Annotated in this window: 21 protein-coding genes; 12 read left to right on the top strand and 9 right to left on the bottom strand. The window is 62.9% G+C overall.

Translation table 11 applies throughout. The annotated features are described in order from the left end of the window. Positions 1 to 252 precede the first annotated feature (252 nt). Genes doeA through AC4PTT_RS11345 form a run of 3 tightly spaced genes read left to right on the top strand, consistent with a single transcriptional unit; the run spans position 253 to position 3,316 of the window. Complete coding sequence (doeA, locus tag AC4PTT_RS11355; RefSeq protein ID WP_113155075.1) at positions 253 to 1,437, top strand: ectoine hydrolase DoeA; 1,185 nt, start codon at positions 253 to 255, stop codon at positions 1,435 to 1,437. Between the two features lie 3 nt (positions 1,438 to 1,440). Then, complete coding sequence (gene argE, locus AC4PTT_RS11350) at positions 1,441 to 2,604, top strand: acetylornithine deacetylase (RefSeq protein ID WP_206552658.1); 1,164 nt, start codon at positions 1,441 to 1,443, stop codon at positions 2,602 to 2,604. 19 nt (positions 2,605 to 2,623) lie between these two features. Continuing rightward, positions 2,624 to 3,316, top strand: coding sequence for a GntR family transcriptional regulator (locus AC4PTT_RS11345; RefSeq protein ID WP_113155077.1), 693 nt, complete (start codon positions 2,624 to 2,626; stop codon positions 3,314 to 3,316). A gap of 18 nt (positions 3,317 to 3,334) precedes the next feature. On the opposite strand, the gene AC4PTT_RS11340 is transcribed toward AC4PTT_RS11345, so the two are convergent. The 6 genes from AC4PTT_RS11340 to AC4PTT_RS11315 all read right to left on the bottom strand — a co-directional run bounded on the left by AC4PTT_RS11340 (position 3,335) and on the right by AC4PTT_RS11315 (position 9,988). Then, positions 3,335 to 4,237 (bottom strand): carbohydrate kinase family protein, encoded by a 903-nt coding sequence (locus AC4PTT_RS11340; protein WP_475077838.1) that lies wholly within the window; start codon positions 4,235 to 4,237, stop codon positions 3,335 to 3,337. Beyond that, complete coding sequence (locus AC4PTT_RS11335; protein ID WP_113155079.1) at positions 4,234 to 5,292, bottom strand: ABC transporter ATP-binding protein; 1,059 nt, start codon at positions 5,290 to 5,292, stop codon at positions 4,234 to 4,236. Before AC4PTT_RS11335 ends, AC4PTT_RS11340 begins: the two co-directional genes overlap by 4 nt. A 4-nt stretch (positions 5,293 to 5,296) precedes the next feature. Further along, positions 5,297 to 6,784, bottom strand: a complete 1,488-nt coding sequence (gene argH / locus AC4PTT_RS11330) for an argininosuccinate lyase (protein WP_492161168.1) — start codon at positions 6,782 to 6,784, stop codon at positions 5,297 to 5,299. 7 nt (positions 6,785 to 6,791) lie between these two features. Next, entirely contained in the window at positions 6,792 to 7,595 is an 804-nt protein-coding gene (locus AC4PTT_RS11325; RefSeq protein WP_371685977.1) for a carbohydrate ABC transporter permease, read from the bottom strand. A 79-nt stretch (positions 7,596 to 7,674) separates the two neighbouring features. Then, positions 7,675 to 8,568: a carbohydrate ABC transporter permease gene (locus tag AC4PTT_RS11320; RefSeq protein WP_206545400.1), complete on the bottom strand. Its 894-nt coding sequence runs from the start codon at positions 8,566 to 8,568 to the stop codon at positions 7,675 to 7,677. A gap of 160 nt (positions 8,569 to 8,728) precedes the next feature. After that, complete coding sequence (locus AC4PTT_RS11315) at positions 8,729 to 9,988, bottom strand: sugar ABC transporter substrate-binding protein (RefSeq protein WP_206547640.1); 1,260 nt, start codon at positions 9,986 to 9,988, stop codon at positions 8,729 to 8,731. Between the two features lie 152 nt (positions 9,989 to 10,140). On the opposite strand from AC4PTT_RS11315, the gene AC4PTT_RS11310 reads away from it, so the two are divergent. The 3 genes from AC4PTT_RS11310 to AC4PTT_RS11300 are packed head-to-tail and all read left to right on the top strand — an operon-like array spanning position 10,141 to position 14,599. Further along, the gene (locus AC4PTT_RS11310; RefSeq protein WP_492161167.1) at positions 10,141 to 11,340 is read left to right on the top strand and encodes an ROK family protein; all 1,200 of its coding nucleotides are present in this window, start codon (positions 10,141 to 10,143) and stop codon (positions 11,338 to 11,340) included. A gap of 20 nt (positions 11,341 to 11,360) precedes the next feature. Next, complete coding sequence (locus AC4PTT_RS11305; RefSeq protein WP_492161166.1) at positions 11,361 to 13,715, top strand: PIG-L family deacetylase; 2,355 nt, start codon at positions 11,361 to 11,363, stop codon at positions 13,713 to 13,715. Next, positions 13,712 to 14,599: a DMT family transporter gene (locus AC4PTT_RS11300; protein WP_206552653.1), complete on the top strand. Its 888-nt coding sequence runs from the start codon at positions 13,712 to 13,714 to the stop codon at positions 14,597 to 14,599. Before AC4PTT_RS11305 ends, AC4PTT_RS11300 begins: the two co-directional genes overlap by 4 nt. 16 nt (positions 14,600 to 14,615) lie before the next feature. On the opposite strand, the gene AC4PTT_RS11295 is transcribed toward AC4PTT_RS11300, so the two are convergent. The 3 genes from AC4PTT_RS11295 to AC4PTT_RS11285 form a co-directional block, all read right to left on the bottom strand. Further along, on the bottom strand, positions 14,616 to 16,151 hold the full coding sequence (locus tag AC4PTT_RS11295) for a tripartite tricarboxylate transporter permease (protein ID WP_206545396.1): 1,536 nt from the start codon (positions 16,149 to 16,151) through the stop codon (positions 14,616 to 14,618). A 16-nt stretch (positions 16,152 to 16,167) separates the two neighbouring features. After that, on the bottom strand, positions 16,168 to 16,599 hold the full coding sequence (locus tag AC4PTT_RS11290) for a tripartite tricarboxylate transporter TctB family protein (protein WP_297559339.1): 432 nt from the start codon (positions 16,597 to 16,599) through the stop codon (positions 16,168 to 16,170). A gap of 83 nt (positions 16,600 to 16,682) precedes the next feature. Further along, a complete protein-coding gene (locus AC4PTT_RS11285) occupies positions 16,683 to 17,657 on the bottom strand; it encodes a Bug family tripartite tricarboxylate transporter substrate binding protein (protein ID WP_113155088.1) in 975 nt (324 codons plus the stop codon). A 171-nt stretch (positions 17,658 to 17,828) separates the two neighbouring features. Between AC4PTT_RS11285 and AC4PTT_RS11280 the strand changes: the two genes are divergently transcribed. The 6 genes from AC4PTT_RS11280 to AC4PTT_RS11255 all read left to right on the top strand — a co-directional run bounded on the left by AC4PTT_RS11280 (position 17,829) and on the right by AC4PTT_RS11255 (position 26,414). Continuing rightward, on the top strand, positions 17,829 to 18,506 hold the full coding sequence (locus AC4PTT_RS11280; protein WP_113155089.1) for a response regulator transcription factor: 678 nt from the start codon (positions 17,829 to 17,831) through the stop codon (positions 18,504 to 18,506). Further along, the gene (locus AC4PTT_RS11275) at positions 18,506 to 19,915 is read left to right on the top strand and encodes a sensor histidine kinase (protein ID WP_492161165.1); all 1,410 of its coding nucleotides are present in this window, start codon (positions 18,506 to 18,508) and stop codon (positions 19,913 to 19,915) included. The genes AC4PTT_RS11280 and AC4PTT_RS11275 overlap by 1 nt, the downstream gene beginning before the upstream one ends. Then, positions 19,912 to 20,994 (top strand): ABC transporter substrate-binding protein, encoded by a 1,083-nt coding sequence (locus tag AC4PTT_RS11270; RefSeq protein ID WP_475077864.1) that lies wholly within the window; start codon positions 19,912 to 19,914, stop codon positions 20,992 to 20,994. Before AC4PTT_RS11275 ends, AC4PTT_RS11270 begins: the two co-directional genes overlap by 4 nt. Positions 20,995 to 21,067: 73 nt before the next feature. Further along, complete coding sequence (locus AC4PTT_RS11265; RefSeq protein WP_113155092.1) at positions 21,068 to 22,468, top strand: sigma-54-dependent transcriptional regulator; 1,401 nt, start codon at positions 21,068 to 21,070, stop codon at positions 22,466 to 22,468. Next, positions 22,461 to 24,479: a sensor histidine kinase gene (locus AC4PTT_RS11260; RefSeq protein WP_206547635.1), complete on the top strand. Its 2,019-nt coding sequence runs from the start codon at positions 22,461 to 22,463 to the stop codon at positions 24,477 to 24,479. The genes AC4PTT_RS11265 and AC4PTT_RS11260 overlap by 8 nt, the downstream gene beginning before the upstream one ends. 282 nt (positions 24,480 to 24,761) lie before the next feature. Next, the gene (locus AC4PTT_RS11255; RefSeq protein ID WP_113155094.1) at positions 24,762 to 26,414 is read left to right on the top strand and encodes an OFA family MFS transporter; all 1,653 of its coding nucleotides are present in this window, start codon (positions 24,762 to 24,764) and stop codon (positions 26,412 to 26,414) included. The last annotated feature ends 165 nt before the right edge of the window (positions 26,415 to 26,579 follow it).

Raw genomic sequence — 26,579 nt, 5'->3', positions numbered from 1 at the left:
GTGAGGTCGTGTGACACATGAAAAGGCCCCCGTAATGCGCGCCCCGTGATGCGCGAATACATGATGATCTGAGGATTTGTACACATCATCATCCGAGTGGAGAATAGAACAACGACATTTGATGTCGTTTCTGTGCGATTCAGGCGTTCAAAAATGTGATGATGGATTAGTTGTACACAAGGTGGGAGAGCCTGATCGGTGTACGGTTTGTCCGGGTGCGTCAGCGTCCGGCTTTTCTCAGGTGGAGGAACCATGCCAGCAGCCGAAATGCCCTTCAGCGCGCAGGAATATGCCGCGCGTCTGGAAAAGACCCGCAACGCCATGGAGGCGAAGGGTATCGACGTTCTCTTCGTGGAAGATCCGTCCAACATGGCCTGGCTCACAGGCTATGATGGCTGGTCGTTCTACGTCCATCAGGGCGTGATCGTCTTCAAGGATGCCGATCCGATCTGGTGGGGCCGCGCCATGGACGGAAACGGCGCGGTGCGCACCGTCTACATGGATGATGAGAGGGTGCTGCGCTATCCGGATCACTATGTGCAGGCCAACACGTTGCATCCCATGCAGCATCTGGCGGAAATCCTGCGCATTCACGGCTATGGCAATCAGCGCATCGGCGTGGAGCTGGAGAATTATTACTTCTCCGCCAAGGCCTATCTGGTTTTGAAGGAAGAACTGCCGAACGCCACATTCGTCGATGCGACGGCGCTGGTGAACTGGCAGCGCGCGGTGAAATCCGAAGAGGAAATCGTCTTCATGCGCCGGGCGGCGCGGATTTCGGAAAAGATGATCGACGGCATTGTCGAGCGCATCGAGCCGGGTCTCAAGAAGAACGACCTGGTGGCCGAGATCTATGCGGACGCCATTCGCGGCGTGGATGACGACTGGGGCGAATATCCGGCCATCGTGCCGCTTCTGCCGACGGGCTCCGATGCGGCAGCACCACACCTGACCTGGGACGGCCGACGGTTCGAACAGGGGCATGCGACCTTCTTCGAGATCGCCGGCTGCTATCGCCGCTACCACGCGCCGCTCTGCCGCACCGTGTTTCTCGGGACGCCGCCGCAGCACATGCTGGATGCGGAAAAGGCGCTGGTGGAAGGCATCGAGGCCGGGCTTGAGATCGCACGACCGGGCAACCGCGCAGGCCAGATCGCCGATGCGCTCTATGGCGCGCTGGAGCGGGCCGGCATAACGCGTGACGGGCGCTGCGGTTATCCGATCGGCATTTCCTATCCGCCGGACTGGGGCGAGCGCACGATTTCGCTGCGCCGCGAGGACGAGACGGTGCTGGAAGCGGGCATGACCTTCCATTTCATGCCGGGCCTGTGGATGGCCGACTGGGGGCTCGAAATCACCGAGAGCATCCTGATCACGGAAGACGGTCCGGCCGAGGCGCTGTGCCGCCGTCCGCGCGAACTGATCGTGAAGTCGTGATCCATGCGCACTGAAAGGCTTGATAACACGACGCGCATTCTGGCCGATCTGGTGGGGTTTCCCACCATTTCGGCAGAGAGCAATCTGGAACTGATCGCCTATGCCAGCGAAATGCTGAGCGCATTGGGCGCGCGGCTTTCGGTGACGCTGGATGAAGGCGGGCACAAGGCGAACCTGTTCGCCACGCTCGGGCCGGAGGGCGATGGCGGCATCGTCCTTTCCGGCCATTCCGATGTCGTGCCGGTGGACGGGCAGGAGTGGACCGGCGATCCGTTTGCGCTGCGCATGGGCGACGGCAATCTCTATGGGCGCGGCACATGCGACATGAAAGGGTTTATCGCCTGCTGTCTCGCCATGGCCCCGCACTACGCCGGGCTCGACCTGAAACGGCCGCTGCATTTCGCCTTCACTTATGACGAGGAGGTGGGGTGCTTCGGTGCGCGGGCGCTGGTGGAGGAGCTGGAACGGGCCGAAATCCGCCCGTCCGTCGCCATTATCGGCGAGCCGACCATGATGCGCATCATTGAGGGGCACAAGGGCTGTTTTGAATACACGACCGAGTTCCGTGGCCTTGCGGGCCATGCCTCCGGGCCGGAGCGCGGGGTCAATGCGGTCGAATATGCGGTGCGCTATATCACGCGCCTGATGGCGATTGCCGAGGAACTCAAGACGCGGGCGCCGCTCGGCAACCGGTTTGACCCGCCCTGGACGACGCTTCAGGTGGGGACGATCTCGGGCGGTGCTGCGCGCAACGTGATTGCCGATCACTGTTCTGTGGAATGGGAGATGCGGCCGGTGCGCAACGAGGATGCGGACTTTGTAAAAGACCGCATTCGCGCCTATGCAGAGCTGGAACTGAAACCGGCGATGCGCGCCGTGTTTGAGGACGCCGACATCGTGACCCACGTGATCGGCGAAGTGGACGGGCTGGAGCCGGTGACCGAATCCGAAGCGCGGCAGATCGTTTCGGAGCTGACCGGTCTTACCGAAGCGGAAGTGGTGGCGTTCGGCACAGAGGCCGGGCTCTTCCAGAAGGCGGGCATCTCGTCCGTCATCTGCGGGCCGGGTTCCATCGAGCAGGCCCACAAGGCGGACGAGTTCGTTTCCATCGAACAACTCGACCAGTGTCTTGGGATGCTCGAGCGGCTGGGAAAAAGGATGAGCTGAGGACGATGGAGCAAAAACGATGACAGGCGAGGGACGGGCGCGGTTCGAGCGGATCTATGCGCTGCTGCGCTCCCGGATCTGTCTTCTGGATTACCCGCCGGGCATGCGGCTGCGTGAAGAAGACCTCGCGGAGGAATTCGAAACCAGCCGCACGCCGATCCGGCGCGTTCTGGCGCGGCTTGAAGACGAAGGCTATGTGCGCTCGGTGCACGGTGTTGGCACGATGGTGACCGATATCGACAGCGCCTCGCTCGAGCAGGTCTACCGGCTGCGCGTGGAGCTTTCCGAACTGATCGGCCGGCTTTCGCCCATCGTGCCGGACGCGGAGACCATCGAGGCTTTCGATGTCATGCGGCGGCGCTGCGAGGCGCTGGCGAAAGCGCCGGACCAGCGCACCTTCGCGCAGCTCAACATGGATTTTCTGGATCTCCTGATGACGCTCACGGAGAACGAGCCGCTGCGGGAGTTTTCCGAACGGCTCTACTACCAGACCACGCGCTTCTGGCTGAAGACGGTGGCCGGTCTTGAGCGCCATGAAGAAGCGCTTGCCAGCGAAACGGACTATTTCCTGCGCGAAATCTCAGACATCGCCACGGCGGTTTCGTGCGGGGCGCTGGAAACGGTCGGGCAGGTGCGCCGGGCGCATGTGGCGATGAGCTATGCAAGGCTCAAGGCGCGTGCGCGCGGCGATGTGCTGCCCGACGAGGTTTAGGCGCAGTGAGTGGCTCTCTCAAGCTTCGGCCTCTTGCGCAAGGGCGCTGAGGTCTGGCAGGTCCGAGGCTCCGCCAACACGCATCACGGCTTCAGCGCCACATCGATTGCCCGCTTCAAGGCACTGTTTTAGCGGCAGTTTCGCAAGCCAGGCGTCGATGAAGCCAGCGTTGAATGCGTCGCCCGCACCGGTGGAATCGATTACATCCACGGGCTTTGTCGGTGCGGAAACGGTTTCCTCCGCCGTGATGGCGATGGAGCCATCCGGCCCACGCTTCACGATTGTGAGCGGGGCGGGCGGGGTTGCCGCCTTCAGAATGCCAAGCCGCTCTGCCTCCGTTTCGTTGGGAAGGAAGATGTCCACGGCGGAAATCAGCCCGGCCAGATCGTCGCGCGCGAGCACCGCATCGTCCCACGAACAGTCCAGCGAAACGGACAGGCCCGCCGAACGCGCCTTCTCGATGAGGTCGGGCGCTTCGACCAGCGTGGCAAGCTCGCCGATATGGAGATGCGCAAACGCGCCGCTTGCAACCGCCGCATCGAAAGCCCCGGGTACGGCGGGGCCGGCGCGGCGCGTCAGGAAGGCGCGTTCCAGGCCCGACGCCATGGCGACCGTGATCTGCGGATCGAGATTGGCCGGGGTTTCCTCCGATGCCGAAAGGTCGACGCCGCTTGCCTCAAGGTCGGCCATCAGGGCGCTGGCAAAGGGGCCGGATGGAAGCGCCGAGGCGAGCGAAACCGGGCGGCCGAGAGCGGCCACATAGGCTGCGGTGATGAACGCGCCGCCACCGGGCTTGATCGACAGGCCGCCGGCGAACACCTCTTCGCCGAGTGTCGGCATCTTCGGCAGTTCGGTGAAGATAAGGTCGCAGTAAAGTCGGCCCACACTCAAAACGCGGCCCGAGCGTTTGGCTCGCGTCACGGCAGGGCCTCCCCGGATTTCGCGTCGAAGAGATGCATCTCGCCGGCGCTGGCCGTCAGGTTGACCGTCTCGCCGGGCTTCGGCGGCTCACGGCCGGACGCCTTGGCGATCACTTCGTAGCCATTCACGCCGACATAGACCAGCGTGTCCGCGCCAAGCGGCTCGACGATGTTGACCTTGCCGGAGAAGAGGCCCTTGTCGCCGGTCACGACCAGATCGTCCGGACGCACGCCGACCACCACGTCAGCGCCTTCGGTGGCCTTGCGGTGGGGCAGTTCGATGCCGAGACCGTCGCCGAGCTTCACGCCATTGCCGTTCCAGGTGCCCGGCAGCATGTTCATGGAGGGCGCGCCGATGAACTGGGCGACAAAGGTATTTGCGGGCTTGTGGTAGACCTCCAGCGGTGTGCCGACCTGTTGGATATAGCCGTCCTTCATGATCACGATACGGTCAGCCATGGTCATGGCTTCAACCTGGTCGTGGGTCACGAAAATAATTGTGTTTCCAACGCGTTGATGCAGCTTCTTGATCTCAAGCCGCATCTGCGTGCGCAATTGCGCATCAAGGTTGGAGAGCGGTTCGTCGAACAGGAAGACGGCAGGGTCGCGCACCATGGCGCGGCCGATGGCGACACGCTGCCGCTGACCACCGGAGAGCTGGTTGGGACGGCGCTCGAGAAGGTCGGTCATGCCGAGAATGGCGGCAACCTCGTCAATGCGCCTGTCCTTGTCCTCTTTCGAGAGTTTGGAGGTGCGCAGGCCGAAACCGATATTCTTGCGCACGGACATGTGCGGATAGATGGCGTAGTTCTGGAACACCATCGCGATGTCGCGGTCCTTGGGCTCCAGATTGTTGACCAGGCGGTCGCCAATGTGGATCTCGCCGCCGGTAACCTCTTCGAGGCCGGCGATCATGCGCAGCGTCGTGGATTTGCCGCAGCCCGAAGGGCCGACGAAGACGACGAATTCGCCATCCGCCACATCGAGGTCGATGCCGTGCAGCACCTCGACCTTGCCATAGGTTTTGACGAGTTTGCGAAGGTTGAGTGTGGCCAAGGGTCTACTCCTGCAAGAGTGCGCCAAAGGCGGCGTCGAGCGCGGCCCCGGCATTGGCAGCGCGGGCAAGGGCCGCGGCCTGTTGTTCTGAAAGGCTGGCAAGCGTGGCGCGGTAGGTTTCAAGCGCCTCGTTCATGGCTTTGGGCGCGGGACCGCCGAAACGTTCGCGCACCGTCACGAAATGACGCGCGCTGACGGCTTCGCCATAGGCTGCGCGGTCGAGCGTGCTGTCGCGGCCGGTCAGGCCCGTAAAGGCTTCGGAGAACGCCTCGAACCCTTCGGCGAGGGGCCTGCCGGCGGCAATGACGGCGCGGGCCGTGGCGGCTGCGATCTCATGCGCCTGCCGGAAGGACAGGTTCTCGCGGCGCACCAGCGTATCGGCCAGTTCCGTCACGGTGATGCAGGCGGCGTCGATGTTTCTGGCCACGCGCTCGCCATCGATGGAAACGGCGCTGATCAGGGCTGCCAGAAGGTCGAGCACGCGCGCGCCGCTCTGGAAAGCCGCATAGCCGGCCACCTGAACCTCGCCCTCACTGTCATTCATGTCGGTGAACGGCGTATTGTGCATCGTGTTGACGACCGCATCGGCCCGACCGCAGGTCATGGAAGCGAGATGGCGCAGGTGCTCGATGGGCACCGGATTGCGCTTCTGCGGCATGATCGAGGAGATCTGTACGAGGCTGCCGGGTACATGGAGCTGTCCCACCTCGAAGGCCGACCAGAACTGCATGTCCTGGATCAGGCGGCCAAGATGCAGGAAGGTCAGCTTCATCGCGCTGTAGAGGCCGGTGACATAGTCGACCGAGGCGATGCAGCCATAGGAATTGCGCAGCGGCTCGGAGAAGCCCAGCAGATCGGCCATGCGGGCGCGGTCGATGGGGAAGCCGCTGGTGGTGATTGCGGCTGCGCCCATCGGGCAATGGTCGATATTGGCGCGGGCCGCCTGAAGGCGCTCGATGTCGCGCAGAAGCACTTCGACGGCTGCCGACAGATAGTGGCCGAAGGTCGAGGGCTGTGCCGGCTGGCCGTGCGTGTAGGCAACGATCAGCGTGTCGCGCTCGGCTTCAGCCTTGGCGATCAGGGCGGAGGCGAGGGCCTGCGCCTTTTCGATCAGCGTGTCGGCGTGGGCCTTCAATGTGAGCTTGAAGACCGTGTGGTCCATGTCGTTGCGCGAGCGGGCCGTGTGCAGCATGCCTGCGAGATCCGGTCCAAGCCGCTTCTTCAGCTCGGCCTCGACGAGGAAGAAATAGTCTTCCACCTCGCCGGTATAGGTGAGGGCGTCGACATCGACAGTCCCGTCGATGTCGATGAGCGCGCCGGCGATGCGGGCGGCGTCCTCACGCGTCAGGATGCCCGTTTCGGTGAGCATCACCAGATGCGCCCGGTTGATGGCGCGGAACGCACCCACATAATTGGCCTTCACGCCTTCAAAGAGGGGCGCAAGCACCGTGTCCTTGTAGACGGGATGGGGAAATTTCTCGTTGAGACTCATCGTTCACTTATCCCTTGAGGCCGGCCATGACGACGCCACGGATGATGAAGCGCTGGAAGATCAGGAAGACGACCAGCGTCGGCAGCGTGGAGATGGCGGCGCCCGTCATGATCAGTTCCCAGGCCACGTCCACCTCGTCGCCAAAGCTCGAGAGGCCGACCGGCAGCGTGTACATCTCGGCAGAGTTGGTGACGATCAGCGGCCAGATGAAGGCGGTCCAGTTGCCGAGGAAGACGAAGATCGCCAGGGCGGCAAGGGCGGGGCGCACGAGCGGCATGGCCACCTGCCACCAGATCTGGAATTCGTTCAGCCCGTCGATGCGCGCAGCCTCCAGGAAATCGTCGGGAACGGTCTCGAAGAACTGCTTCATGAGGAAGGTGCCGAAGGCGGTCATGACGCCCGGGAACATGATGCCCCAATAGGTGTCGAGCCAGCCAAAACTCTTGCTCATGAGATACCACGGGATGACCAGCATCTCGGTCGGGATCATCAGCGTCGACAGGATGGCGATGAAGACGAGATAGCGGCCGGGGAACTTGAACTTGCAGAGCGCGTAGCCAACCAGCGCGTCGAAGAAGACGGCCGACACGGTGGTGAGGATGGCAATGACCAGCGAGTTGATGAACCAGCCGTAGAAGCGTCCGTCTTCGAGAACATAGGTGTAGTTCTCGATTGTCGGCTCTTCGGGGATCAGGTTCAGATTGTAGACCTCGAAGGGAAATTTCAGCGAGGTCGAGATCATGAACACGATCGGCATGACCATGAGGATGCCGCCGCCGAACAAGAGCACCCAGCGGATGAACTGGCCCATATTGCGCCGTGAATTGCGCGAGGAGCCGGAGAAGAGCGCGTCCGTGGACGCTTTGACTGCAATGTCCTGACTGGCCATGTCAGCTATCCTTCAGGAGACGAAGCTGGATCAGGCTGACGACCAGCAGAATGGTGAAGAGAACAACGGTCTGCGCGGCTGCGTAGCCCATGTTGAAGCCGTTGAAAGCGGTGTCGTAGATCAGGAGCACCAGTGGCTTGGTGGAGTTCAGCGGACCGCCCGGATTGTTGGTGGTCATGTTGAACACCTGATCGAAGATCCGCAGGAAGCCGATCGAGGAGAAGACGACCAGGAACACGATGGTGGGCTTGAGGAGCGGAATGGTGATTTCCGTCAGCACCGTCCAGGTGGAGACGCCATCGATGCGGGCTGCCTCGTAATAGCTCTGCGGAATGGCGCGCAGGCCGGCCATGAAGATGATGACCTGAAAGCCGAGACCCGCCCACACGGCCGGTGCGAGCACCGAAGGCAGGGCGTTGGTGGTGGAGCTCAGGAATTCGATCTGCGCAAAGCCGAGGCTGGCCAGGAAATTGTTGAACACGCCGATGGGAACCGGCTGGTAGAACCAGCGCCAGACCCAGGCCATCGCCACCGCGCTTGTCATGAAAGGCAGGAAGTACAGTGCACGGATCGTGCCATGCATGAACCGCACCTTGTCGAGGTGATAGGCAATGATGAAGGACAGGACGAGGCTGATCGGCGTGCCGAGGATCAGATACATGAAGGTGTTCTTGAACACTTTCCAGAAGACCGGATCGCTGAACAGCTTTGCGTAGTTTTCCAGTCCGACGAATTTGCGGTCGCCAAGCAGGTTCCATTCCTGAAAGGAAAGAACGAAGGCGTTGGCCGTCGGATAGAAACGGATGACGACGTAGAAGAGAACGGGGAGGGCGAGGAAAGCCCAGGCCCAGACGATCTGCTTCTGCGGTATGGATAGGTTTTTGTAAAAGCGCATGGCCCCGTCCCGGTCGGCGCCAGAGTGTCTTCGCCCGTGCCGAAGCCCGCGAAACCACCCTGTCTGTCTGTCGATGCGTCGATGCGAAGCCGGATGTGTTCACCCGGTAGCAGAAAACGCTGAAAGGGCGCCCGAACATGGTCCGGACGCCCGACAGGCCTTATTTGTTGTAATACTCGTCGAGGATTTTCTGCTCTTCCCCGGCGGCCTGGGAGACGCTCTCTTCAAGCGCCTGACCCTGCAGCTCGATGCGCTGCATCATGTCCACCATCGTCTGGCGCTGGGCGCTCTCATTGGCGAAGACCGTGGTCTTTGCGTATTCGAGACCCTTGATGAAGGGGCCGTAGACGGGGTGGTTGACATTCTCGTCGGTCATTGCGGCAGACGGCTTGGCCGGAAGCTCGCCAACGGTCTCAAGCCAGATCTGCATGGCTTCGTCGGAGGTGAGGTATTCCATGAACTTGACCGCCGCATCGAACTTCTCGCCTTCCGCCTTGGAGGTGATGGCGTTCACCCAGTAGGAGGAATAGTTCGACTTGGTGCCGTCAGGACCGGCCGGCAGCTCCGCCACGCCCCATTTGAGGCCGCGCACGTTTTCCAGCGCGCCGATGCGGAAGGAGCCGTCGATGTGCATGCCGGCGCGGCCCGCCTTGAAGGCTGCTTGCGGCTCGTCCATGAACGCGGCCTTGGTGACGCCGTGTTTGGCCTGCAGGTCGTTGTAGAAGCCGAAAGCCTTGAGACCGGCTTCGTTTTCGTAGTTCACCTTCTTGTAATCATCGAGATATGGCTCGCCGCCGAACTGGCGGATGAGCACTTCACGGATCCAGTGATGGTCCTGCGCGGTCATGCCGGTGGTGATGCCGACGGCGGTAAGGTTTCCGGCACCGTCCTTCTTGGTCAGCTTCTTTGCCGCCTCGACGAACTCGTCGAGATTGGTGGGCGGGTTCTCGATACCGGCCTCATCGAACATGCGCTCATTGTAGAAGAGCGCCAGCGAACGCACGGCCGTGGGCAGCGCCCAGTAGCTGTCGCCCATCCGCATCGCCTTGACCATGGGGAAGAACTCTTCCTCGATCTTCTCCGGCGGGAAGGTGTCGGCCGGCAGCGGCTGGATCAGCTCTGCCTCGACATAGTCGTTCAGCCAGCCATAGAACAGCTGCACAACGTCCGGACCCTGGCCGGCCGGAATCGCGGCGGCAACCTTGGTGCGATAGCTGTCATAGGGGAAATGCGTCATCTTGACGGTGATGTCGGGATTGGCCGCCTCGAAATTCTCGATCAGCTGGTCCATCGCCTTGACGCGGGCGTCGAAGAAGTACTGCCAGTATTCGATCTCGACAGCCGAAGCGCTGGTGGCCGCAGCCGTAAGCGCTGCCGTCGCAGCACCCAGGATGTAAGTCCGTAACCTGTGCAATTTCATTTTACTCGCTCCCTTTGACCGCCAGCCGCCTCTTTCCGGCTGGTTTCGGCATTCACCCTCAGATCGGCCATCCGGTAATGACAGCCGGCTCATTCGTTAACGATTAACTCAATCAAGTTGAATGTTCAAGTAAGTTGAATTAATAAGCCTGTATGAAGATTGTCCACCCACGCCGCATCGTCGGATCGAACGCTGAACGCACCCGTCTGCACAATCGACAGGTGGTGCTTGGGCATGTGCGTGAGCGCCAGCCCATCGGGCGCGCCGAGATCGCGCGCATTTCGGGACTTTCCACGCAGGCGGTGAGCAACATCATCGCGGAGCTGGAGGAGGACGGTTTCATCGTCGAGGCCGGTCGCCAGTCGGCGGGCCGGGGGCTTCCGGTCCTCCAATACCGGTTGAACGGGGATGGCGCGGCGGCGCTCGGCATCGAGGTGCGGCCGGATGCCATGTTCGGCGCGCTGGTGAACCTTGCCGGCGAGACGCTTTTCACGACGCGCGAAGCCCTGCCAAAGAACGATCCGAAGACGGTTGCAGATGTGGCCCGGCGCATCAGGACGGTGGCGCTCCATGGCCGGAATGCGGAAAGGCAGGACATTCTGGGCGCTGGCGTCGTCATGCCGGGCCCGTTCGGAAAGGTCGGCATTTCCGGCGCTGGCCAGACGGCCCTGCATGGCTGGGAGGAGACGGACCCCGTCGCGCTGTTTGAGGATGCGCTCGACATGGCGGTCGTGGTCGAGAACGACGCCACCGCCGCAGCCGTTGCCGAGCGCGTGCGCGGCGTTGCATCGGGGCTCAGGACTTTCTGCTTCATCTATTTCGGCGCGGGTCTCGGCCTTGGCGTCGTCAATGATGGCGAGGTGCAGCGCGGCGCATTCGGCAATGCGGGCGAGATCGGTCATGTGATCGTGACGCCGGGTGGACGCCAGTGCGCCTGCGGCAACAAGGGCTGTCTGGAAACCTATGCGAGCCGCATTTCCGTGCGCTCCAAACTGGCCTGTGCCGGCGTCGAGATCGACAGCGCGACCGACATCGAGAAGCTTTATGAAGCAGGCAATCCGCATCTGATGGAGTGGATCGGCGAGGCTGCCGGCCCGCTCTCGCAGGCCATCGGCATGATCGAGAACCTGTTCGATCCGGAAACCGTCATTCTCGGCGGGGCGATGCCCGACGAAGTGCTCGATCACCTGATCGGCGCGCTGCATCTGCCCGGCGGCTCGGTTGCGGCCCGTGAGGGGCGCGTTTCTCCGCGCGTGCAGCGCGGCGCATGCGGCCGCCTGACGGCCGCCCTTGGCGGGGCAGCCCTCGTCATCCACGACACCATTACCCCGCGCATTGCCGCGAAGACTTGATAATTTCCGGGAGGTTTGGAATGCCCTTGTCCGATCAGGAGCGTATTGACGCGCAGATGCGCAACCCGCGTATCGTCCAGCTGTGGCGCGCGCTGGCGCCGCTGAAATCCTGCGTCTCCTTCATGAATACGGGCGCGCATCCCGATGACGAGACGTCCGAGATGCTGGCAGCACTCGGGCTGCGGGACGGCGTGGCGCTGTCATTCGCCTGCGCCAATCGCGGCGAGGGCGGGCAGAACGCCATCGGCTCGGAAGTCACGCATGATCTGGGTGTGGTGCGCACTGCCGAGATGGAGCGCGCCGCCGATGTGCTGAACCTCAATCTCTACTGGCTTTCCGAAACGCCGGACGACGCCGTCTTCGATTTCGGTTTCTCCAAGAGCGGCAAGGAAACGCTGGGCAAATGGGGGCGTGAACGCACGCTGAAGCGTTTCGTCGAGATCATACGCACCGAACGCCCGGACATCATCTGCCCGACTTTCCTCGACATTCCGGGCCAGCACGGCCATCACCGGGCGATGACGGAACTGGCGCATGCGGTGATGGACGCGGCGGCTGATCCGGCGTTTCCCGATGTGGATCTGCCGGTATGGCAGGTGAAGAAGCTCTATCTGCCGGCATGGTCCGGTGCGGGCGACGCCTATGATGACGATCTGCCGCCTCCGAGCGCCACGCTGACGGTGAAGGGCGGCGGCGAAGACCCGGTGACGGGCTGGAGCTGGGCGCAGATCGGCGAGCAGTCACGCGTGTTCCATCGCACGCAGGGCATGGGCCGCTGGGTCGCGCATGGCGCGGCGAACGACTGGCCGCTCCATCTGGTGCGCTCGGAGGTTTCCGGCCCGGATGACAGTGTGACGGACGGCCTGCCCGTTACGCTGATCGATTTGGCGGCGTTTGCCGGTGCGCCGGAAATCGCCGCGCAACTGGAAACCGCGCATGAGGCCTGCATGGCGGCCATTGCCGCCTTCCCGAACAGGGAGAGCGTGGCGCGAAAGGCAGCCTCGGCGCTCAGGGCCATTCGCGAGGCGCGCGATGCCTGCCCGGCGCACGCCCATGACGAGGTGCAGCACCGCCTTGCCGCCAAGGAAGTTCAGCTTTCGCACGTGATGCGGATCGCAAGCGGGGTGCAGGTGCGCGCGGCACTTGAGCGCGACATTCTGCGCCCCGGCGAGAGCGTGGCGCTGACCATCGAGAGCGCCGGACCCGTGGCGGAAGTGACGCCCGTCGTGCCGGAGGGCTGGCGCGCTGCCGATGGCCTCGTCCATGTCCCGGACGATGCGCAACCCACCGACTGCTATCCCGCGCATTATCTGCCGGGCAGGGCGCGCCTGCCTGCGGTGCGTGTGGGCGTGACCATTGACGGGGTTTCGGCGGAAACGCTCCTGCCGCTCGAGCGCGCGTCGGTGGTTCTGCCCGCGCGCTCGGCCACGCTTGCGCCTGACCGGGCGCTGATCAATGTTGCTGCCAGTGCGCGCGCGATCGACCTGCGCGTTTCGGAACTCCATCCGGCGCAGGCGGAAACCGCGCTGGAACTGCCGGACGGCTGGACTGCATCGTCGGTGACGGGGGGCTTGCGGGTTACAGCGCCTGAGGCCATCGCGCCGGGGCTTTATGAACTGCCGCTGGAGATTGACGGTCAGACGGCCGAAACGGTTCACCGGTTCGATTATCCGCATATCGGCGCGCGGGCGCGCGCCTTTCCGGCCAAGCTCTCCGTGCGGGTGCTCGACGTGGCGCTGCCGGATGTGCGTGTCGGCTATGTGGGCGGCGGCAATGACCGCGTCGGACTGTGGCTGCGCGCACTGGGGCTCGATGTCACCGACATGAGTGATGAGGCGCTGACGGCTGAGGGGCTGAAGGACATCGACACGCTGGTGGTGGGCATTTTCGCCATGCGCGCCCGTCCGGCGCTTAAAGAAGCGATGCCCGCGGTGAAAGCCTGGGTGGAGGATGGCGGCAATCTGGTCACGCTCTATCACCGCCCGTGGGATGCGTGGGATCCGGAGACGGTGCCGCCGCGCCGGCTGGAGATCGGCAAACCGTCGCTGCGCTGGCGGGTGACGGATGAGAATGCCGAGGTGACCCATCTCGCGCCCGGGCATCCGCTGCTCAACACGCCGAACCGCATCACGGATGAGGACTGGAAGGACTGGCACAAGGAGCGCGGGCTTTATTTCGCCAAGAGCTGGGACGAGGCCTATGAACCGCTTCTGTCCATGGCCGATCCGGAAGAGAACGCGCATGAGGGCGCGCTTCTCTCGGCGCGGATCGGCAAGGGGCGGCACACCCATGCGGCGCTGATCCTGCATCACCAGATGGAGAAACTGGTGCCCGGCGCGTTCCGCCTGATGGCGAACCTTCTGGCGCGACCGTGAGTGCGCCTGCCACGGCAAAGGACAATCTGCGCGCCGGGGCCTGGCTTCTGGCGGATATGGGCCTCAACATCTGGGCCATATCCATCGTCAAGGCGCTGGGCGCGGGCTATCCGCCGTGGCAACTCGTTTTTCTCAGGGCACTGGTCGGGTTCTGCCTGATCCTGCCGTGGCTGGCGCGTCAGCGGCAGGTTCTGTGGTCGATCGACCGTGTTCCGCTGCATCTGTTCCGGGTGTTCCTGTCGGCAGTGGCGCTGACGGGCGGCTTCTACGCCGTCGCGCATCTGCCGCTGGCGCTTTACATGACCATGAATTTCACGCGGCCCGTCGTGCTGGTGGCGCTTTCCGCGCTGATCCTGCGCGAGGCGGTGTCCGGTTCGCGCTGGCTTGCGGCGGGGCTGGGGCTCGTCGGCGCGTTCATCGCCGCAAGCCCCGGCAATGTGGAATGGACGCCGGCCCTGCTCGCGGCGCTGGCCGCCGTTCTGGCAGGCACGGGGGCGATCATCGTCACGCGTCAGCTCAAGGGCACGCCGCCGGTGGTGATGATGCTGTTCTATACGGGCGGTCTGGCGCTGATCACCGCCTGGCCGGCCATTTCGGGCTGGCAGGACGTGGCGGCCGGTCACTGGCCGTTTCTGCTGGCCGTTGGCGTCTTCTCGCAGGCCGCGCAGTTCTGTTTTCTGCGGGCGCACTGGCTTGGCGATGCGGGGTTTCTGGGACCACTCGGCTATTCGAGCCTGATCCTGTCGGGCGTGGTGGGCTATGTCTTCTTCGGTGAGGTGCCCAGCCTCAACACGGTGATCGGCGCGGCCATCATCGTTTCGGCCACTGCCTTTCTCACATTGAGGACGGCGCGGCTGAGAAGCCACGCCGCCTCTGGCAGTTGAAGCCTGTAAGTGCTGATCAATCGGGATCGGCGCCTTCGGCAATCGCCTCGTCGGCGATCTTGGGCCGGAAGTAGCGACCGACGATCAGCGGCATGACAAAGCCGATGATGGCGAAGGACCAGAGCCCGATGGCGAGCCACGAGTTGAACAGCATCGTCCAGTCGCCGTCATGAATGGTCATCGCGCGGCGCAGGTTCTTCTCCATCTGGTCGCCCAGAAGAACGCCGAGGATGATCGGCACCAGCGGCACGTCGAGCTTGCGCAGAACCCAGCCCAGAACGCCGAAGGCGATCATCACCAGAAGGTCGAAGGTGGAGCCGGAAATGCCGTAGATGCCGACGAAGGAGATCATCGCCACGGCGGGCATCAGATAGCGGGTCGGGATCAGCAACACGCGCACGAACAGCGACACCAGCGGCAGGTTCATGGCCAGAAGCATGATGTTGCCGATGAAGAGCGCGGCGATCAGGCCCCAGACCACATCCGGGTTCTGCTGGAAGAGCAGGGGGCCGGGGGTGATGTTGAGCGCGAGCAGCATGGCGAGCAGGACGGCGGTGGTGCCGGAACCGGGAACGCCGAGCGCCAGCATGGGCACCAGCGCGCCGCCGGCAGCCGAGTTGTTGCCGGCTTCGGGCGCTGCCACGCCGCGCGGATCGCCCTTGCCGAACGTGCCGTTGCGGTCGGAGATGCGCTTCTCGAACGTGTAGGAGATGAAGGAGCCGAGTGAAGCGCCGGCGCCCGGCAGAACACCGGCGATGAAGCCGAAGACCGTCGAACGGCCCATGGCCGGAATGGTTTCGCGCACCATCTTCCAAGGCGGCACGATGCGGCCCACCTTGACCACCTTGTCATCTGCGCCGCCGCCGGCGCGGTGTTCGAGGAAGATGAACACTTCCGAAAGCGCGAACAGGCCGACAATGGCGACGAGGAAGTCGATGCCGTCATAAAGATGCACTTCGCCGAAGGAAAAGCGCGGAACGCCGGTCTGGCCATCGACGCCGATGGTGGCGATGCCAAGGCCCAGAACCGCGGCCAGCGCCGCCTTGGCCTGATTGCGGCTGGCAATGCCGCCAAGTGTGGCGAAGGCGAGCACGAACAGCGCGAAATACTCGGCCGGGCCGAACAGGAGCGCGACCTTGACCAGCTGCGGCGCGAGGAAGACGAGGCCCCAGGTGGCGAAGAATGCGCCGACGAAGGATGCAAGACCGGAGATGGCGAGCGCTTCGCCAGCCTTGCCGGCCTTGGCCATGGGATGGCCGTCAAGCGTTGTCATGAGGGCCGGTTCATCGCCTGGAATGTTGAGCAGGATCGATGAGATGCGGCCACCATACATCGCGCCATAATAGACGCTGGTCAGCAGGATGAGCGCCGGTGTGGCCGGCAGGCCGAGGGTGAAGGCGAGCGGAATGAGGATCGCAACGCCGTTTGAAGGGCCGAGCCCCGGCAGCGCGCCGATGATGGTGCCGAGAAAGCAGCCGATCAGCGCCAGCATGAGGTTCTGCCAGGTCAGTGCGACGGCAAAGCCGTCTGCCAAAGAGGCTAGTGTGTCCATGATAGGGCCTCCCGTCTCAGAAGCCCCAGGGGCCGCGTGCAAGCGACAGCCCCAGGACGAGATGGAAAATGACATAGATGCCGACGGCGATCACAACGCCGGCGATGATGGCGGAAACGGGGTGCGACCCCAGACGCCAGGAAAGGTAGCTCGCTGCGATGGCCGTGCAGAGCACGAAGCCATATTCCTTCAGGAACAGCGCATAGGCGATCATCACGGCGGTGGCGACGCCGATTTCAAACAGCCGCGCGAAGCCTGGCCATTCCGGCTCGGTGTCCGGCTTGAGAATAATGACCACGCTGGAAATCGCGAGCACGGTGCCGATCATGTAGGGAAAGGCCTTGGGGCCAAACGGATCGGATATGAAGCTCAGTTCGATCTGCGTCGCCTGCCACATATAGAAGGCGGCGAGGAGGAAACCGAAAACGCCGAAGATGCGGTCGCTCATGACAGACGTGTTCCCCTGATTGTTCTTGATACAATTCGGGCCTGTGGGGTGTCCCGACAGGCCCGATTAGGTTCGCTCGTGCGTTACTTCACGATGCCGATCTGTTTGGACAGATCGGTGATGGAATCGATGGATTCCTTCACGAAGGCCTGGAATTCCGCGCCCTGCAGGTCGAGCGGTGCGAGACCATTGTTGGCCATGACCTCTTTCCACTCGTCGGAGGCATAGACCTTGCTGACGGCGTCGACCCAGTAGTCATAGGCTTCGTCCGACATGTTGCCGGGGGCATAGAAACCGCGCCAGTTCGCACCGATCACGTCGATGCCCTGTTCCTTGGCCGTGGGGAAGGAGGAGAAATCGCCTTCAAGACGCTCGGGCGCCATGACGGCGATGACCTTGATGTCGCCGGAATCGACGAAGCCCTTGGCTTCCGAAGCATCGCCCGTGAACGCCTGCACGGAGCCGGCGAGGAGCTGGGTAACGGCTTCGCCGCCACCGTCAAAGGCGACATATTTGACCTGACGGACATCCTCGATGCCGGACTTGGAGGCGGCGATCAGAACCTTCAGATGATCCCAGCCGCCCACGGCAGAACCGCCGGCCACAGAGACGGAGGACGGGTCCGCCTTGATCTTGTCCATCAGCTCGGGGAGCGTGTTGATGGGCGAATCCTTGGCGACGGCGATCACTCCGTAATCAGCGCCGACTGCGCCGACCCAGCGCACCTGATCCATCGTGTTGCCGGGGAACGCTCCCTGGGCGAGACGGGTGGCGGTTGCCGAGGAGGCGGCGACAATCAGATTGTTCTCGTCATTGCGCTTGCCGACGACTTCGGCAAAGGCCACACCACCGCCGCCGCCGGCGACATTGGCGACCTGCATGGTGCCGGGAACAAGCTTCAGGTCCTGAAGCGTCTTGCCAACCTGGCGGCAGGTGAAGTCCCAGCCGCCGCCCGGATTTGCAGGCGCGATGCACTCGGTGTTGTTAGGATCGAACGCGAACGCCGACAGGCTGGACGCAAGTGTGACCACGGCCGCAAGGCCAAGCAGCTTCTTCATGGAATTCCTCCTGTTAAGCAGTTCCGCCACATGGTGGACGGAACTCTCCTCAAACCTGTTTTTTAACCGCTGTCCTCCCGGAAACCGGAGCGGTGCGCCAATGAGATTGTTCTCATGACGATGGAGAGCCTATAGGGTGTCCCTGTCACAAAGCTGTCAAAGTCGGGAAAAATGCATTTCTTGATCGTCGAAGACACACGCGATGTCGCAGAAGCCATTGAAAGAAGGCTGGAAAAGGCCGGTCATGTGAGTGATCGTGCGGAGACGCTGGAAGATGCAAGGCACTTCGTGGCGATGGCGCATCACGACCTTGTCATTCTCGACATCAATCTGCCCGACGGGTCGGGCATCGCGTTTCTGAAAGCGCTGCGGGCTGCGGGAAACCGGGTCCCGGTGCTGGTTCTGACGGCGCGGCTTGCGGTCAACGACAAGATCGATGCGCTCGATCTCGGCGCGGACGACTACATGATCAAGCCGTTTGATCTCGGCGAGCTGGAAGCGCGCATCCGCGCCATCATCCGCCGGCGCAGCGGCGAGGCCGACCGGACGCTTTCGGTCGGAAAACTCACTTTCGACATGGCGGCGCGGCGGGTTCTGATCGACGGGCAGCCCTGTGATCTGACCCGGCGCGAGCAGACGCTTCTGGAGATTTTCCTGACAAACCGGGATCGTGTTCTCGACAAGGAGGATTTGCTCCTGCGCCTGTTCGGCCATGATGATGAGCGCAATCCCAATGCGGTGGAGCTCTATGTCGGGCGGCTGCGGCGCAAGATCGAGGGTTCCGGACTGGAAATCCGCACCTTACGGGGGCTCGGCTATCAGGCGGTGACGATGGAGACGGGCGGCTGATGGCGCATCAGGGGCGCGAGGCTGCGCCCGACCGCAGCCTTTCGATTGCCTATCGACTGGCCATTTCTCTGACTCTGGTGCTCGGGCTCGCCGTGGCAGCGACGATTTATGCGGCCTATGGCTATGGCCGGCAGGCGGCCAACGAAGCCTTCGACCGGCTGCTTCAGGGCGCGGCGCTTCAGATTGCGGAGCGCATTTTCGTGATCGAAGGCGAGGTGCGCGTCGATATCCCCGTTTCGGCGTTCGAGCTTCTCTCGCTTGCCAAGGACGAACGCGTTTTCTACCGGGTCGCGCAGCCGGATGGCGCGACGCTGACGGGCTATGAAGACTTCCCGCTGCCCGAAACTGACGAGATCCCCGAGGGCGGTCTTGCCTATGAAGTGGATTTCGGCAGCGAGCGGGTGCGTGCGCTTGCAACCCTGCGCAGGCTGGCGGAACGGGCGGTGAGCGGCGATATCTACATCGTCGTGGCGCATACGACGGGAAGCCGCGAGCAGCTTGCCCGCAGCATGGCCACACAGGCCGTCGCCGTGATCGCCGGTGCGGGTGTCGCCATTCTGGTTCTGGCGCTTCTGGCCATGCGCTATGCGATGCGCCCGCTGGAGCGCATTCAAACGGCGATCCTTGAGCGTGACCCGCTCGACCTCTCGCCCTTTTCCATGCATGCGCCGGACGAGGTGTCGGCGCTGGTCGCCTCCATCAACCGCTTCATGGGGCGGCTCGACCGGCGGGTGCGCGCCATGCAGGACTATGTGGCCGATTCCGCGCATCAGATACGCACCTCGATCACGGCTCTGCGGGCGCATAGCGAGCTGGCGCTGGACGAGGATGATCCAAAGCGCCTGAAGGTTCTGCACCGACGCATCCGCAGCCGCGCCATCGGGCTGAACCGGCTGACCGACCAGTTGCTCAGCCATGCGCTGGTGACACACCGCGCCGACACCGCACCGCTTGAGCCGCTCGACCTGCGGCGCATCGCTGTCGACGCTGAACGCGAGTTCACGCAGCTTGCGGGTGGCGGCAGATCGCGCATCCGTCTCGACTTGCCGGAAGAACCGGTGATGGTGCGCGGCGATGCGTTCAGTCTGGGGGAAGCCGTGAAGAACCTTTTGAACAACGCGCACGCCCATGGAAAGCCGCCCATCGCGCTTGGCGTATCGAGCCATGGCGAACGGGCGCGGGTGACCGTCACGGATCGTGGCGGGGGGCTCTCCGTGCGTGATCCCGTCGAGATCGGCCAGCGCTATGCGATCAACCCCAACAAGCCGGAAAGTGCGGGGCTCGGGCTCGCGATCGTGCGTGAGGTGGCGGAGTTTCATCACGGGCATATCGCGCTCGATGGCGGGGAGGGCGCGTTCTCCATCAGCCTCGATCTGCCGCTTGCAACACCGGGAGACCAGCCGGCATGATACGCTTAATCCTGTGCGTTTCGGCGCTGTTCGCGCTCCTTCATGCGCTGCCGGCCCACGCCAATGACACGGTGTTCGATGCGCCGGACGGCAAGGCTGAAACGCTGGTTATCGGCAGCGTGACCGATCTCGAACACATCGAACCGCTCATTCAGGAGTTTCAGAGAACCAATCCGACGACAGAGGTCGTCTATCGCCAGATGACCAGCCTCGATCTTTATGGCGCTGCGGCGGAAGCCTGCGAGGAGCGGCGCTTCTTTGCCGATGCGGTGATTTCGTCCGCCATTCCCGAACAGGTGCGCCTTGTGAACGATGGCTGTTCGGAGCCGTTCCGCTTTGCGCTGCCACCTGATCTGCCGGACTGGGCCTCGTGGCGCAACGAGCTTGTGGGTCTCACCTTCGAGCCCGCGGTGATCGTCTACGACCGGGAAGGGCTGGAACCGGATGAGGTGCCGCGCAACCGTTTCGAGCTGGTCGACCTTCTGCGCCAGACGGAGCGTTTTCGCGGTCGCATCGGCACCTATGACATCGAAAGCTCCGGCGTCGGCTACATCTTTGCCTTCGAAGACGCCGCGCAGGCTTCCACCTGGGGGCGGCTTCTGGAGAGTCTTGGTCAGAACCGGGCGCAGCTTTTCTGTTGCAGTTCCGATGTGATCGATGGCGTGCGGACCGGCCGGCTGGTGCTCGGCTACAATGTTCTGGGGTCCTATGCGCTCGCCCGGCAGCAGGAAGATCCGCGCATCGGCATCATCTTTCCGTCCGATTACACGCTGGCGCTGTCGCGCGCGGCACTGGTCTCGCGCCATGCCCGCAACAAGCGCGCCGCCAATGCACTGATCGCCCTGGCGCTCAGCGACAAGGGGCAGGAGCTTTTTTCCGGCCCGTCGCGTCTGTTCTCCTCGATGAGCGGGCCTGAAATGCTGGGCAGGATCGATACGGGCGACGGACCGTCTGCAGAGGCGGCGGCCTTCCGGCCCATCGGGCTTTCACCGGCCCTTCTGGTCGGGCTCGACCAGGCAAAGCGCAAGGCGTTTCTCGACCAGTGGCGCAAATCCTTTCGCGCGGGCGGTGGAGAGTAGAAGGCGCGCTATTTGCTTTCCCGTCATCCTTGGCTAATCATGCCGCAAAAAACGGGGAGAGGTGCGGGAGGAAATGGCGAGCGGTCAGGCAGCAAAGGCGCAGCGCAACATGGCGGCGGATCCCGAATTCGGGCCGTGGCTTGCACAGGCTTCGATTCTCGTCATTGATGATGAACCGGGCATGCGCAACTTTCTCGTGCGCACACTTGGTCCGCGCTGCAAGCGGCTCGATGAAGCCGCCGACACGGAAGAAGCCTCCCGAAAGCTCGACGCCAACCACTATGATGTGGTGATCCTCGACAACATCATGCCCGGCAAGAACGGCGTCGACTGGCTGGCGGAGCAGCGGGCCATCGGCTTTTTCTCCAACGCCATCCTGATGACGGCCTATGCGGACCTCGAAACCGCAATCCAGGCGCTGCGCGCAGGCGCGGTCGATTTCATCCTGAAGCCGTTTCGCTCCAACCAGCTTCTGAACGCGGTGGCCCGCTGTCTCGATCAGATGCGGCTCCAGCGTGAAAATTACGTGCTGCGCTATGAGCTGAAATCCACATCGGACCATGTGTTGCTGCGCGACAAGCTGATCGGCGGATCAAAGGCGATCAGTGATGTGCGCAACGCGATTGCGCGCGTCGCGCCGCTGCCCACATCGGTGCTGCTGACCGGCCAGTCGGGCACGGGCAAGGAAGTGGCGGCGCGCTCGCTGCACTCGCTGTCGGACCGCGCGGACAAGCCCTTCGTGCCGGTCAATTGTGCGGCGATCCCGCCAGACATGATCGAGACCGAGCTGTTCGGTCATCTGAAGGGCGCGTTCACAGGAGCGGAAGGCGGTCGCGAAGGCCTTTTCATGCATGCCCAGGACGGCACGCTGTTTCTCGACGAGATCGGCGAATTGCCGCTTGCGACACAAAGCAAACTCCTGCGGGTACTCGAAGACCGGCGCATCCGCCCGGTCGGCTCGGAACGTGAGATTCCGGTCGATCTGCGTTTCGTCTTCGCTACCAATGCAGAGCTTGAGAAGCAGGTGGAGGCCGGCCAGTTTCGCGCCGATCTCTTCTTCCGCATCAATGTGATGCAGATCCACCTGCCGCCGCTCAAGGATCGCGATGACGATGTGCAGGAACTGGCGGATTTGTTCATGAGCAAACTCTCGCTGCAGCTCGGCACGCCGGATGTGCCCATCGGCGCGGATGTGCGGGCCGCGCTTGCGGCCTATGCTTGGCCCGGAAACGTGCGCGAATTGCGCAATCTGATCGAACGCACGCTCATTCTGGGGCGTTTCCCGGACGACTTTGGCGGAAATGGCGCAATTGTTCCCGAAACGAGTGTCGGTGGCGAAAGCCTGGCCGACATCGAGCGCCGGCATATTCTGGCCGTTCTGAAGCGCACCGGCGGTGACCGGGAAGCGGCGGCGCAGCAATTGGGTATTTCGCGCAAGACAATCGACCGCAAATGCGCTGCCTGGAATGTCTGAGCGATTAGCGACACGCCAGCCAAGGGGAAAGGGCGGTTCGGTCCGCTTTCGTCTTCTGGCGATCGCGCTTTTGCCGACACTTGTGATCCTGCCGCTGCTGCTTGGCATGGCGGTTTATCGCTGGAACGCCAAGTTCGACGCGGCGCTCATCTCCAAGGTGAATGGCGACCTGACCATTGCGCACCAGTATTTCGCGCGCCTGCTCGAAAACACGGGCGAACGGGTGACGGCGCTTGGCGCATCCGCGCGCTTTCGCGATACGCTTGACGCAGGCGGTGAGGGACTTTCAGCCCTTCTGGAAGAGCATCGCCGCAGGCTCGACCTCGATTTTCTCTATCTCCTGCCTGAAGACGGCGGGGTGCTTGCCTCCGCACCGCACCTTGCAGGCGCGCCCCGGCGTGACTGGCTGATCACCGAAAAGGCCTATGCCGGTGAGGCCATGACGGGCGTCGACATCTTTTCCCGCGAGGAGCTTGCTGACATATCGCCCGCCCTTGCCGACCGCGCCCGGCTGGAACTGGTGCCGACCGCCAATGCCGTTCCCACGGAGCGCGCAGCGGAGACGCGCGGCATGGTCGTGCATTCGGCAACGCCGGTAAGGCTTGCCGATGGAAGCGCGGCAGCACTTGTCGGCGGCAATCTGCTCAATCGGAACCTCGTCTTTATTGATACAATCAATGATCTGGTTTACCGCGAGGCGAGCCTGCCGGAGGGCAGTCAGGGAACGGCGACGCTGTTTCTGGACGATGTGCGCATCAGCACCAATGTGCGCCTTTTCGAGGGGCGCAGGGCGCTGGGCACCCGCGTTTCGAGCATTGTGCGCTCGGCCGTTCTAGGACAGGGGCGCGTGTGGCTCGACAGCGCCTTTGTCGTGAATGACTGGTACATCTCCGCCTATGAGCCGATCACGGACACCTATGGCAAGCGCGTCGGCATGCTCTATGTCGGCTTTCTGGAAACGCCGTTCACCCAGGCGAAATACGCAACGCTATTGACGATCGCCATCGCCTTTCTGGCGATAACGGCGCTCAGCGTCCCGCTTTTCCTGCGCTGGGCGCGCTCCATCTTCAAGCCGCTGGAGCGGATGGCGGGCACGATTTCGGAAGTGGAAAGCGGCGATCTTGGCGCGCGCACGGGCATTCACGGCGTCGATGACGAGATTGGCCGCGTGGCGCAACATCTCGACCTGCTTCTGGAACAGCTACAGGAGCGCGACCGGCAATTGCGCGCCTGGAACGAGGAGCTGAACGCGCGCGTTGAAGAGCGCACGCGGGAACTGCGCCTTGCCAACCGGCAGCTTGAAGCGACGACACGCCAGCTTATCGTCTCCGAAAAGCTCGCCGCCATCGGCGAGATCACTGCTGGCGTGGCGCATGAGATCAACAACCCGATTGCCGTGATGCAGGGCAATCTGGAGGTGGTGCGGCAGGTGATGGGCGAGCGGGCGGAAGAGGCGCGCACCGAGTTTCGCCTGCTGGACGAACAGATCCACCGCATCAGCCAGATCGTCACCAAGCTGCTTCAGTTTGCAAGACCTGAGGAATATGCAGGGTTTCTGGAACGACACGCGCCGACGGACGTGATTTCCGACACATTGCCGCTGGTGCAGCATCTTCTCAATAAGAGCGAGATCGTCGTTGAACGCGATGATCGGGCAAGCAGGCTGGTTCTGATGAACCGAACGGAACTGCAGCAGGTTCTGGTCAATCTCATCGTGAACGCCATCCACGCCATGTCGGATGGCGGCACGCTCTCGCTGCGCAGCCATGACAGCGATCTGGACGGCAAGCCGGGCGTCTTGATCGAGGTGGCCGATACGGGCGTTGGCATGTCGGCGAAAATGCTAAGCAAGGTGTTCGATCCCTTCTTCACGACCAAGCGGCAGGAAGGGACGGGGCTTGGCCTGTCGATCAGCCAGACGCTGATTTCGCGACAGGGCGGCAAGATCTCGGCTGAAAGCGAAGAGGGCGTGGGCACGCGCTTCACGATCTGGTTGCCCGAGGCCAGTTGAGGCCTTTGGACAAAATGTCCGGACATTTTGTCCGGGTCCCATGGACAATTTGTCCATAGAGAAACTCTTTCAATCGATAAGCAATTGAAATCGTTCAGCCGTGCCGACTGGCACGCTCATTGCTTGCCCAATGGGTAATGCAAGAGGAGGACGTTTTCAATCACCTGATCCCGCAGCGGGGACCGTGTCTGGTGCGCAGGGCGCCGGACCAGCGCAGGCGGGATTTTCGCACAAGTAACCAGCAGGACGGCTGCCGGGTTTCCGGCAGGAGGAGGAGACTTAATGTCCGCAGCAAGTGAAACACTAACCGGCGCACCCGCCGGTGGCTTTCTCGACAGGGAAAGAATCATCGCCCGGCCGGGCTTCAACCGCTGGCTCGTTCCGCCGGCAGCACTCGCCATCCATCTGTGCATCGGCATGGCCTACGGCTTCAGCGTGTTCTGGCTGCCGCTGACACAGGCCATCGGCATTTCCGAGAGCGTCGTCTGTGAAGACATGACGCTGGTGGGCGCGCTGTTCACCACGAGCTGCGACTGGCGCGTTTCCGATCTCGGCTGGATCTACACGCTGTTCTTCGTGCTGCTCGGCTCCGCTGCCGCCATCTGGGGCGGCTGGCTGGAGCGCGCCGGCCCGCGCAAGGCCGGCGTGGTTGCAGCCTTCTGCTGGTGCGGCGGCATCGCCGTTGCAGCGCTCGGCGTCATGATGCACCAGCTCTGGCTGATGTGGCTGGGCGCTGGCGTGATCGGCGGCATTGGCCTCGGCCTCGGCTATATTTCTCCGGTTTCGACGCTGATCAAATGGTTCCCGGACCGTCGCGGCATGGCCACGGGCATGGCGATCATGGGCTTTGGCGGCGGCGCGATGATTGGCGCACCGCTGGCCGACATGCTGATGAACACGTTCAAGACGGCCGATTCCGTCGGCGTGTGGCAGACGTTCCTGGTCATGGCCGTGATCTATTTCGTGTTCATGATGGGTGGCGCTTTCGGCTACCGCATTCCGCCGGCCGGCTGGCGCCCCGAGGGCTGGACCCCGCCTGCCAAGAGCGCGAAATCCATGATCACCTCGCGCCATGTGCATCTGCGCGACGCCCACAAGACGAAGCAGTTCTGGCTGATCTGGGCGGTTCTGACGCTCAACGTTTCCGCCGGCATCGGCGTGATCGGCATGGCGTCGCCCATGCTTCAGGAGATCTTCGGCGGACGTCTGATCGGTCTTCCCGAACTCTCGTTCAATGAACTCGATGCATCGCAGAAGACCGCGATTGCAGCGATTGCGGCAGGCTTTGCCGGTCTTCTGTCGCTGTTCAACATTGGCGGACGCTTCTTCTGGGCCTCGCTTTCCGACAAGATCGGCCGCAAGAACACCTATTATGCCTTCTTCCTGATCGGCATCGTGCTCTATGCGCTCGTTCCTTCAGCCGCGCATATGGGCAGCCAGGTTCTGTTCGTGCTGATGTTCGGCATCATCCTGTCCATGTATGGCGGCGGCTTCGCCACCGTGCCGGCCTATCTGGCCGACATTTTCGGCACGCAGTTCGTGGGCGCGATCCATGGCCGCCTGCTGACGGCATGGGCAACGGCCGGCATCATCGGCCCCGTGGTGGTGAATTACATTCGTGAAGCGCAGCTCAATGCGGGCATTCCGCGCGAGCAGGTCTACGACTTCACCATGTACATTCTGGCCGGAATGCTTCTGCTCGGCCTGATCTGCAACATGCTGGTCAAGCCGCTTTCCGACAAATGGTACATGTCGGATGAGGAAGTGGCCAAGCTTCAGGCGAAGTCTGCCGCTGCGGATTCCGGCCCGACCGGTTCCTTCGGCATCGGCAAGGGCGGTTTTGACGGCAAGGCGCTCATGGCATGGGCCATTGTTGGTATCCCGATCCTCTGGGGTGTCTGGATAACGCTGCAGAAGACCGCGGCCCTGTTCTAGGCAGGGTTGTTGCAGCGCTGCCCTCCGGCTCTCGAGCCCCGCCGGAGGGCAGTTTTTCCAAGGGCCGCGCGATGCGCTGTGTCAGGCTTTGCGTTGCGCGACCCTTCTTTTTTCCCTGAGCGGGAAAGCGCCTGTCGATCACGCCTACTTTCAGGGGCGACGGGC

The organism is Nitratireductor sp. WH36-1 (assembly GCF_058725515.1).
This window is presented reverse-complemented; position numbering and strand designations above follow the sequence as displayed.

Bases quoted from the DNA above. Each gene is read 5' to 3' on its own strand.
- doeA (WP_113155075.1), top strand. From the start codon at position 253: ATGCCAGCAGCCGAAATGCCCTTCAGCGCGCAGGAATATGCCGCGCGT.
- argE (WP_206552658.1), top strand. From the start codon at position 1,441: ATGCGCACTGAAAGGCTTGATAACACGACGCGCATTCTGGCCGATCTG.
- AC4PTT_RS11345 (WP_113155077.1), top strand. From the start codon at position 2,624: ATGACAGGCGAGGGACGGGCGCGGTTCGAGCGGATCTATGCGCTGCTG.
- argH (WP_492161168.1), bottom strand. From the start codon at position 6,784: ATGAGTCTCAACGAGAAATTTCCCCATCCCGTCTACAAGGACACGGTG.
- AC4PTT_RS11325 (WP_371685977.1), bottom strand. From the start codon at position 7,595: ATGGGCCAGTTCATCCGCTGGGTGCTCTTGTTCGGCGGCGGCATCCTC.
- AC4PTT_RS11320 (WP_206545400.1), bottom strand. From the start codon at position 8,568: ATGCGCTTTTACAAAAACCTATCCATACCGCAGAAGCAGATCGTCTGG.
- AC4PTT_RS11315 (WP_206547640.1), bottom strand. From the start codon at position 9,988: ATGAAATTGCACAGGTTACGGACTTACATCCTGGGTGCTGCGACGGCA.
- AC4PTT_RS11310 (WP_492161167.1), top strand. From the start codon at position 10,141: ATGAAGATTGTCCACCCACGCCGCATCGTCGGATCGAACGCTGAACGC.
- AC4PTT_RS11305 (WP_492161166.1), top strand. From the start codon at position 11,361: ATGCCCTTGTCCGATCAGGAGCGTATTGACGCGCAGATGCGCAACCCG.
- AC4PTT_RS11295 (WP_206545396.1), bottom strand. From the start codon at position 16,151: ATGGACACACTAGCCTCTTTGGCAGACGGCTTTGCCGTCGCACTGACC.
- AC4PTT_RS11290 (WP_297559339.1), bottom strand. From the start codon at position 16,599: ATGAGCGACCGCATCTTCGGCGTTTTCGGTTTCCTCCTCGCCGCCTTC.
- AC4PTT_RS11285 (WP_113155088.1), bottom strand. From the start codon at position 17,657: ATGAAGAAGCTGCTTGGCCTTGCGGCCGTGGTCACACTTGCGTCCAGC.
- AC4PTT_RS11280 (WP_113155089.1), top strand. From the start codon at position 17,829: ATGCATTTCTTGATCGTCGAAGACACACGCGATGTCGCAGAAGCCATT.
- AC4PTT_RS11275 (WP_492161165.1), top strand. From the start codon at position 18,506: ATGGCGCATCAGGGGCGCGAGGCTGCGCCCGACCGCAGCCTTTCGATT.
- AC4PTT_RS11270 (WP_475077864.1), top strand. From the start codon at position 19,912: ATGATACGCTTAATCCTGTGCGTTTCGGCGCTGTTCGCGCTCCTTCAT.
- AC4PTT_RS11265 (WP_113155092.1), top strand. From the start codon at position 21,068: ATGGCGAGCGGTCAGGCAGCAAAGGCGCAGCGCAACATGGCGGCGGAT.
- AC4PTT_RS11260 (WP_206547635.1), top strand. From the start codon at position 22,461: ATGTCTGAGCGATTAGCGACACGCCAGCCAAGGGGAAAGGGCGGTTCG.
- AC4PTT_RS11255 (WP_113155094.1), top strand. From the start codon at position 24,762: ATGTCCGCAGCAAGTGAAACACTAACCGGCGCACCCGCCGGTGGCTTT.